This is a genomic window from Roseburia sp. AM59-24XD (assembly GCF_003478445.1).
Taxonomy (GTDB): Bacteria; Bacillota; Clostridia; order Lachnospirales; family Lachnospiraceae; genus Jutongia.
Map to the genome: position 1 here is coordinate 1 of NZ_QUET01000063.1, position 3,252 is coordinate 3,252.

General features: G+C 50.3%; 2 protein-coding genes. Both read right to left on the reverse strand.

Going from position 1 to position 3,252, the window contains the following annotated elements:
- Positions 1-185 precede the first annotated feature (185 nt).
- Positions 186-1,547 carry an MATE family efflux transporter gene (locus DXA20_RS15840; protein WP_118562089.1) on the reverse strand — a complete coding sequence of 454 codons (1,362 nt, stop codon included), beginning with the start codon at positions 1,545-1,547 and terminating at the stop codon, positions 186-188.
- A 170-nt stretch (positions 1,548-1,717) separates the two neighbouring features.
- Positions 1,718-3,252, reverse strand: a 1,535-nt coding sequence (locus tag DXA20_RS15845) for an Ig-like domain-containing protein (protein WP_199877098.1), incomplete at its 5' end; no start/stop codon positions are given.

Here is a 3,252-nt window from a genome sequence, read left to right on the forward strand (position 1 = left end):
CAGAAATCCTACTGATCTGCGTCAATTTTTTAGTCACAGCTCACGGATAAATATGTTTTTCGAGGCAAAATGTCTCATTGATTTTTAGGACATAAGAAATATTATGGGCATACATCAATTTGAGGTATGGGAAGTCTTTGTATGTAATATGTTACAAAATGCCGAAACCATTTTTGTAACATTTGTTACTCAGACGGATAATGCTTCTCGAGTCTCCTGCGACACAGGAAAAATGCCGGGATCAAAAATGCATCCGCGAAAATCCATGCCAGCGTATTTGCCATACAAATACCGAAGTAGCCTGCCACTGCCACAAGCAAGGTTCCTGCCAATGTTCTTGCCACCATTTCAAACACTCCGGCGAGGATCGCAATTCCGGAAAAGCCCATTCCCTGAATCGTGAAACGAACGGTGTTGACAAGCGTCAGCAGACAATAACCTGCCGCAGTCACCGTCATGTACTGATAGGCATATCCCATTGCCTCAACTTCTCCTGCATCCAGAAAGAGAACGGACATCCTGCGCCCAAATAATACAACAATCACAAGAAGCACGGCAGAGACGCAAAAGCCCATCAACGATGCAGCCTTCAGCCCCTTACTGACACGTTTCAGCTTTCCGGCGCCGACATTCTGCCCCACATATGGAGCCATCGTCTGACCAAGTGCCTCAATCGGACAGGACAGGAAATTGCCCAGACGACCGGCTGCCGTTACGCCCGCCATAACCGTTGCGCCAAATCCATTGACTGCAGCCTGAATAACGAGTGTTCCGATCGCCGTGATCGAATACTGCAGTCCCATCGGAATCCCGATCGTACACAACCGAACCATATACCGTGGCTGCACCTTCCATTCGCTGCGGCTTCCATGCAGGATTGGAAATGTCCTGCCCACATAGAACAGACAGCACACCCCGGAAATACCCTGCGACAAAACTGTTGCCAGTGCGGCACCGATCACGCCCCAACGAAATACGAGAATAAATACCAGATCAAGCACAATATTTAATACGGAGGAAATTGCCAAAAATACCACAGGTGTCCTGCTGTCTCCGAGCGAGCGAATCAGCGCCGCCAGAAAATTATATAAAAATGTACATGGAATCCCAAGGAAAATGATCAGCATATACCAGTATGCATACTGAAATACATTCTGCGGCGTCCGCAGAAACAACAGAATGTCCCTGCAGAAAACGGATGCGGCGATCGTCATTACAGCCGCAAAGCCAATGCAAAGCCATGTCGCATTTGCCACAAACCGGCGCAGTGCACTATCATCCTTTGCGCCAAATTTCTGAGCCACCGGTATTGCAAATCCATTGCACACACCAATGCAGAAGCCAATCACCATAAAATTCAGCGATCCTGTAGAGCCTACGCCTGCCAGAGGCTTTAGACCCAGAAATTTCCCGACGATCATGGTATCGACCATGCTATAAAACTGCTGAAATAACATTCCAAGAAACATAGGAATCGCAAAACCGATGATCAGCTTTGCCGGAGAACCTTCTGTGAGGTTTTTCATTTTACTTTTTTCTGCTGCCATTTCCTTTCCCTCCACTGCATCATTTCAAAAAGCGAAACTATTATACAAAACGGATGTCGGAAATACAATGAACATTTCGTTAAGAAAATGTATCTTTTATGTATACAGCAAAAAGTCCATTACCGGTGTCGATAACGGACTTTTGCTGCATCTGATTCTGATTTTTTACTTTACTTCTTCACAACCACTTTACACTTCGCACTTGCTCCGCTCTTCATAATGACTTCAATGGTTGCTTTTCCTTTTTTCTTTGCTATAACAACACCCTTGGCATTGACCTTCACAAATTTCTTTCCGCTGATCACCTTATACTTCTTAACTTTATCACCCGGCACTTTTACCTTAACGACAATACGCTTTTTCTTGCCGCGCTTGATCGTCAGTTTCTTCTTAGCAAGGCGGAGCTTTACAGATGATGCGGTAGAATCTTCATCGTCAAGCGCTGTGTCGCTCTGCGAAGGCTGTGGTGTAACACCCGTGCCTGCTCCAGGTGTTGTTCCGCTCGGAGTTGGTGTTGCAGAAGCTCCCGGCGTCTTGTCCGGCGACGGTGTTGTTGACGGTGTCCCGGTCGGTGCCGGTGTTTCACTGACTCCGGGCGTTGGTGCCGGTGTCTCGCTTATTCCCGGTGTCGGAACCGGTGTTTCGCTAACTCCGGGTGTTGGCTCTTGTGTTGGAACTATAGTAGGCTCTACCGTCGGCTTTACGGTCGGCTCCGCTGTTGGTGCCTTTGTCGGTTCTACTGTTGGTGCTGTAGTTGGCACTTTTGTAGGTACTGCTGTCGGTGCCTTCGTTGGTGCCGCGGTTGGCTTTACGGTCGGTTCCGCTGTTGGTGCCTTTGTCGGTTCTACTGTTGGCGCTGTAGTTGGCACCTTTGTAGGTACTGCTGTCGGAACCTTCGTTGGTACTACCGTCGGCTTTACGGTCGGCTCTGCTGTAGGCACAACTGTCGGCTCTGTCGTAGGTTCCGTTGTCGGAACCGGTGTGCCTGTCGGCGTTGGCGTCTGACTTGGCACTGCGGTCGGTGTTACGGTCGGTGCCGGTGTCTGACTTGGCTCTGCAGATGGCGCAGGCAAAGGCGAATCCGTTGGCACTTCAGAAACACTTGGACTTGGTGCCGTCGTCGGCAGCGGAGTCTGTGTTGGAACCGGTGTCTGACTTGGTGTTGGCGCCGGCACCGGACTATCGGTTTCATTCGGCTCCTGTGTCGGCACTGCACTTGGCACGATCGTTGGCACCAGTGTCGGCACTGTTGTTGGATTTACGGTTGGCTTCGCGGTTGGTGCCTTTGTCGGCGCTGCCGTCGGCTTTACTGTCGGTGCCTCTGTTGGCGCTTTTGTTGGTGCAGCCGTCGGCTTTACTGTCGGCTTCACCGTTGGCGCCTTTGTCGGTACTGCCGTCGGCTTCACAGTCGGCTTCGCGGTTGGTGCCTTTGTCGGTACTGCCGTCGGTTTCACGGTCGGCTTCGCGGTTGGTGCCTCACTCGGACTCGGAGACGCTGTTGTTTCTGTATCTGTTCCTTCTTCCGCATCCTGATGCACCCGGTAGGTATTCACAAGCCAGATTCCGGTCGTTGTCAGATCGGACTCTTCAAAGCCACCCGTTGTCTTGTTGCAGGAGGTCTTCAGATAAGAAGCGGACTCTCCCTTATTGCAGAAGCTCCAGCAGGCATAACTGATATTCATCGAATCCAGAAATTCGATCCATT